The sequence below is a fragment of the Frankia sp. CgJB1 genome, from assembly GCF_977947065.1.
In genome coordinates, this window is record NZ_CDWTNB010000223.1 from 1 (window position 1) to 5,798 (window position 5,798).

General features: G+C 69.4%; 4 protein-coding genes and 2 pseudogenes. 3 read left to right on the top strand and 3 right to left on the bottom strand.

The genetic code is table 11. The features are described from left to right. The coding region (locus tag AC08OT_RS18590; protein ID WP_476603108.1) for an FAD-dependent oxidoreductase at nt 1-485 on the bottom strand (485 nt) is incomplete at its 3' end. A 305-nt stretch (nt 486-790) separates the two neighbouring features. Between AC08OT_RS18590 and AC08OT_RS18595 the strand changes: the two are divergent. Both AC08OT_RS18595 and AC08OT_RS18600 read left to right on the top strand, forming a co-directional pair. Beyond that, nucleotides 791-1,630: pseudogene (locus AC08OT_RS18595) on the top strand (uroporphyrinogen-III synthase); the annotation flags it as partial. Between the two features lie 76 nt (nt 1,631-1,706). Beyond that, on the top strand, nt 1,707-2,036 hold the full coding sequence (locus tag AC08OT_RS18600) for a winged helix-turn-helix domain-containing protein (protein ID WP_476603109.1): 330 nt from the start codon (nt 1,707-1,709) through the stop codon (nt 2,034-2,036). Between the two features lie 61 nt (nt 2,037-2,097). Here the strand turns inward: AC08OT_RS18600 and AC08OT_RS18605 are convergent, their stop codons facing one another. Together AC08OT_RS18605 and prfB are read right to left on the bottom strand one after the other, a co-directional pair. Further along, entirely contained in the window at nt 2,098-2,934 is an 837-nt protein-coding gene (locus AC08OT_RS18605; RefSeq protein ID WP_476594073.1) for a polysaccharide deacetylase family protein, read from the bottom strand. 564 nt (nt 2,935-3,498) lie between these two features. Beyond that, nucleotides 3,499-4,599: a peptide chain release factor 2 gene (gene prfB, locus AC08OT_RS18610; RefSeq protein WP_476594072.1), complete on the bottom strand. Its 1,101-nt coding sequence runs from the start codon at nt 4,597-4,599 to the stop codon at nt 3,499-3,501. Nucleotides 4,600-5,359: 760 nt separating this feature from the next. Between prfB and AC08OT_RS18615 the strand changes: the two are divergent. Beyond that, nucleotides 5,360-5,798: pseudogene (locus AC08OT_RS18615) on the top strand (hypothetical protein); the annotation flags it as partial.

Genomic DNA, 5,798 nt, shown 5'->3' on the forward strand with positions numbered 1-5,798 from the left:
AGAACTAGGCCGAGCAGACCGCCACCGACGACCACACCGGTCCCGGTCCGGCTACCCCGCGCCGAGGCGAAGATCGCCTCTAGGTCCTCGATCGTGCGGTAGACATGGCAGCCGGTGGCCTCCCGGCCGGGTACCGGCGGGACGAACGGGTAGGAACCGGTCGCAAGCACCAGCACGTCGTACCGGTAGGTGCGGCCAGCACCGGTGGTCACCGTCCGGGCGGCCCGATCGACGGCGACGACCGGTTCACCGAGACGCAGCCGCAGCCGGGGGTGTTCGAGGAATCCGTCCTCGACGAGGCTGAGGTCCTCCGCGGTCGCCCCGGTGAAGTACGCCGAGAGGCCCACCCGGTCATAGGCGGGCCGAGGTTCCTCGGCGAGGACCGTGATATCCCATCGCCCCTCGACGTCGCGGTCCCGCAGCGCCGCCAACAACCGATGCCCCACCATGCCGCGGCCGACGACCACCAATGATCGAGAAGACATCCGCGCACCACCCGCATGTCCGAACCGATGGGTGCCGGTCCAAACGGGCACCCGCTACGACCAGAACCGTACGAACCCAGGATGTCAACACCGACTCGAAGTCAGGTCGGTCCGGATACAAGGCATGCACTCCACGACACGACGGGATGTGAGATGCCCGACGAACGCTCGATGCGGACGTCGTGAATACGCAACGGTGCCGGTTAACACCGGCGTTGCACACCGGCAAGCGCGTGGACATAGCCGTGTCCGATCCTGCGGTGACCGGGGGATCGGCGCGGGACCCCAGGCCAGGAGGTAGCCTCGTGACAACCCGTAGTCCCGGGTGGCCCGACATCGGCGACCGGTTCGGCGCACCCGGAACCACCGGAACACCCGGAACCACCAGCGCGCCCGGAACGTCCCCGGCATCGGCGACATCGACGGAGCCGGCAGTCAGCGCCGGGCTGCCACCGCTGCTCGGCTTCACCGTCGGGGTCACGGCCGCGCGTCGCCGCGACGAACTCGCGAACCTCCTCGAACGGCGCGGAGCCCGGGTGATCCATGCCCCGGCCCTGCGCATCGTGCCGCTCGCCGACGACAGCTTGCTGCTCGCCGCGACCCGGGAGTGCCTCACCCGGCCGCTGGACGCAGTGATCGCTACGACGGCAATCGGCTTCCGCGGCTGGGTGGAGGCCGCCGAGGGCTGGGGGCTCGGCGAGCGGCTGCGCGACCGGCTGGACGGCGCCCGGCTGTTCACCCGAGGGCCGAAGGTCACTGGCGCCGTCCGGGCCGCGGGGCTCACCGAATGCTGGTCGCCCCGCTCGGAATCCGGCGCCGAGCTCGTCGCCCATCTGCTCACGGAGAACCTGGCCGGACTGCGCATCGCGGTGCAGCTACACGGCGAGCCGTTGCCAGACATGGTCGAGGGACTGCGCGCGGCGGGTGCCGAGGTCGTCGAGATACCGGTGTACCGGTGGGAACCACCGGACGATCTGCGGCCGGTCCGCCGGATGGTCGAACTCATCGTCACCGGCGGGGTCTCCGCGGTCACCTTCACCAGCGCGCCCGCCGTGGTGAGCCTCCTACGGATCGCCCGGGAGATGGGACAGTTCGACGAACTGCTGACCGCGTTGCGGGGCGAGGTGCTGCCCGCGTGCGTGGGTCCGGTCTGCGCCGCCCCCCTCGAACGGCAGGGCGTGGCGACCGTGGCCCCGGACCGGTTCCCGGCTCGGAGCACTCGTGCGCACGCTGTCCGACGAACTCCCGCGTCGCCGGGGGCGGACCGTCGAGGCCGCGGGGCACGTGCTGCGGGTCCAGGGCGCGGCAGTGATCGTCAACGGCGAGCCGGTGATGCTCGCACCCAGGACCGCGGCGGTCCTCGACGCGCTGACCGAGCATCCCGGTCGGGTGCTGTCCCGAGCCGAGCTGCTGCGCCGGACGGGCACGGCCGGGCTCACCGACGAACACGCGGTCGAGATGACCGTCGCCCGGTTACGCACCGCGCTGGGACCGGCCGGCCGCGTGGTCGAGACCGTCATCAAGCGGGGCTATCGGCTCGCGGTCGTGTGAGAGAGCACGCGGTAACTGCCAGGCCCCGGACCCCGGACCCCAGTTCCCGCGTTCCCCGTCGTCAGGCGCCTCGGCCGAGCCGCCAGCGCGCCGCTCGATATGCCCGCCACCCCGACTGCAGTCCTCGCCGGGCGCTGAGCAGGGCGTCGCGATGCCCCTGGGAAACGAGCCGAAGGATGTCGGCCGCTCCAGCGGCCCGATTGACGATCAATCGACTGATGGCGAACCGGGACAACGTCGGTTGATGAATGCGGTACCCGACCTCACAGGCCGATTCGAACCCGGCGGCCGCGACGACATGGCGCACCGACGCGCAGTGATAACCGAAGGGGTAGCAGAAACTGTCCGGACGCCGGCCGGTGCTCTCCTCGATCAGCCGCCGGCTGGCGGTGACGTCGTACCGCGCCAAGGCGGTCGGCACCACGTCGAGCTCCAGATGACGGTGACCGTGCGAGCCGAGCTCGATGCCCTCTCCGGCGAGCGCGGCGAGGTCGGACCAGTCCAGCAGGGGGAGGTTGCGCTCGGTGTAGCCATCCAGCCAGGTGGCGCGCCGGCCAACGAAGGCGGTCGGCACGTACAGGGTAGCGCTGGCACCGATCGCCCGCAGAGCGGGCACCGCGGTGGTGACGAAGTCCTCGAAGCCGTTCTCGAAGGTGATCACCACCTGGCGGCGGGCGGGATGCGCCAGCGCGTCAGTGAGACCCGTGAGGTGGTAACCGCTTTCGGCGAGGGCCTCGAGCTGCTCGGCGAAGGCACCGGGAGGGACCTCCCAGCGTCGGCAGTCCGCACTCACCGAATCACCGACGCCGTGGTACATAAGGACGGGCAGGGGCATCGTGGGCGCACCGTCGAACACGCCGGAGGCGGCGCCGGACGCCGCGGGCGCCAGGGAGGTCACGGCTTTCCCGTACCGGCGAGACTGGCCATCCTGCCCGGATTTGCACCGTTATTTCCACACAGATACATGCGTGCATTCACGTGCAGGGACACAGACCGCACTCCCTCCGCGACAGCGGTTCGCAATCGTGAACGACCAGGTGACACGGGCGTACATCCCATCGGGTGAAGCAGTAGACGGACCAGATCAAGACACCGAAACTAAAACATCGACCGGTCCGCGAACTACCCGGAACTCTACACGTGTATACCCGGCATGCCAATGGCGTCAGGAGATCCGGTGAAGTCCTCCCCCGACGCCGGGCCGGGCTGCCGGCCGAGCCTACGTCACACCGGCGTTCCCACCACGGCCGGATCTTTAGTCTTTTCACCGTTCGTTCCCCGAGAGGCAGGCAGCATTCGGATGCCGTCCCGGAAACGGGAGACCTCCGGACCTCCGGAACCGGAACGCCGGGCGCGTATCGTCCCGCCGGGCCACGAGCGCCCGGACGGTGCGGCGAGGATTGCCCGCTCAGCCCGGAACCAGGCGCATCCCGGGCGTCGGCAAAAGCTCCGAAGAACCCTCTCACGCCTGATTCTCGACCGACCGCCGCCACCGGATCTCCGCGTCGATGAAATCATCGAGCTCGCCGTCGAGAACACCGCTGGTATTCGAGGTCTCGGTGTCGGTACGCAGATCCTTCACCATCTGGTACGGGTGGAGGACATAGTTACGGATCTGTGATCCGAAGGAGACGTCCTGTGGCCCGCCGGTGATGCGCTGTTTCTCCGCTGCTTCCTCGGCCCGCCGCCGCTCCAGGAGCTTCGCCTGCAACACGATCATCGCGGCGGCCTTGTTCTGGAGCTGGCTGCGCTCGTTCTGGCACGTCACCACGATGCCCGTGGGCAGATGCGTGATGCGGACCGCGGAGTCGGTGGTGTTGACCCCCTGTCCACCCGGGCCGGACGAACGGAAAATATCGATACGCAGATCCTTGTCGTCGATGTCGACGCGGTCGGACAGCTCGACGACCGGGGTGACCTCCAGCCCGGCGAAGGAGGTCTGCCGCCGGTTCTGGTTGTCGAACGGCGAAATCCGGACGAGCCGGTGCACCCCGTGCTCACTGCGCAGCGTCCCGTACGCATAGGGCGCCTTGACCTGGAAGGTTGCCGACTTCAGACCCGCCTCCTCAGCCTCGGAGGTGTCAAAGACCTCCGTGGCGTAGCCATGCCGCTCGGCCCACCGCAGGTACATCCGAAGCAACATCGCCGTCCAGTCGGCCGCGTCCACCCCGCCGGCCCCGGCCGAGAGCTGCACGATCGCGTCCCGCTCGTCGTACTCGCCGGACAGCAGGGTCCGGACCTCGAGACCGGCGATGTCATTGGACAGCCTGGGAAAATCGGCTGCGGCCTCGGCGAGCAGATCCTCGTCGCCGAGGTCCGCGGCGGCGGCGATGTCGTCGAGACGGCGACGCAGCCCCTCCACCCTGGCGATGTCCCCGCGCGTCGACGACAACCTGCGGGTGACAGCCTGGGCCCGGTCCTGATCGGACCAGAGGTCGGGGTCCGCAGCCTGACGCTCCAGATCCTCGGCGCGACGGCGCAACCCCTCCACGTCGAGAACCGTCTCGATGCCGGTCAACGTGGCATCCAGCTGTTTGATCTCCTCGGACAGGTCGACGGCCATGCTGTTCACCTTACCGGCGGCACTCGGGGGCCACCGCCAGGACAGATCTTGCCCGCCCGGGCGGGAGCCGGCCGAGCTCGCATCGGCGTCGCGCCGAGCCCCGCGGCGACCTCCCCGCGGTCTCCCGACGGCATCCCGAGGACCTCCCGGCAGCATCCCGGCGGCATCCCGACCGGGAAACATCATCATGGCGAAACATGCAATGACTCGACGACACGAGGATGAAACATTCGCAGGATGCCACGAGAATTTCGGCCAACCGGCGCCCGCACTGCGGACAATCGTTGCGACGGCCCCAGGCAGTCAGGCGGTTCAGCCATCCGACAGCAATCTCCGACAACAACCGACGCCAATCCCTGAAGAGACACGTACCACATCGCCGAGTACGCACAACTCAGCGCGTCCGCGGCCCCCGAACGATAACGTCGAAGACGGCACTTCGCGCACGAATACGTGAACGCCGGGTTTCGTCGGGACAGTGCGGCCTCGCGACCATATGGGTGTCGGATGCGGAGAGATCAGCTGCAGAGAGCTCGGACGCATCGACCGGTGCGCGCGTGTACACCGGTCGATGTCGCCGGGACGGGACGAAGACTCGAGGACCGGCCACTACCACGGGGAAGAGGAGGAAGGCCGCCGTGAATAACCGGATCTGTCGTCCGAGCGATCGGATCACGCCGTTGGCGGCGGCGACTCACCGCCCCGTCGCGTGCCGGCGGAAGGCCGCGATCATTCCCGCAGGAGCACGGAGGGTCCCATCGTGTCGGAGGTCTCGGAGGTCGCGGACCGACGCTCTGTCCTGGTTGCCACCGGCCTCGCGGCGGTGGGCTCCGTGAGTCTGCGCGACGACGCATCCGGCCTGCACGAGGCCTGCATGGCCGCCCTGACCGCGACGGTCAGGGCCTACGAGACGTCTGATCTGATCACTACCACGTCCGCCCTGGTCTCGTTGGAGCGCACGACACAGACCGTGCCCCGGGAGCACCGGCTGCGCGGCCGGCCAGCGCTGGAGTGGATGCGGCTGCACGCGGCGGTCACGACGGTGGCAGCCGCCACCGCCTACGACCGCGGCAAACACTCCGATGCCGCCGTGCGGGCCGACCGGGCCGCGGCGCTCGCCCGGGCCGCCGGGGACGGGCCACTCGCCGCCCGCGCCCTGGCCCTGCGCGCCCGGGTGGTCCGCCCGCACAGCCCGGCGG

What these genes read in the sequence shown, in the direction of transcription:
- prfB (WP_476594072.1), bottom strand. Translation starts at nt 4,599, where the DNA reads ATGGCCGTCGACCTGTCCGAGGAGATCAAACAGCTGGATGCCACGTTG.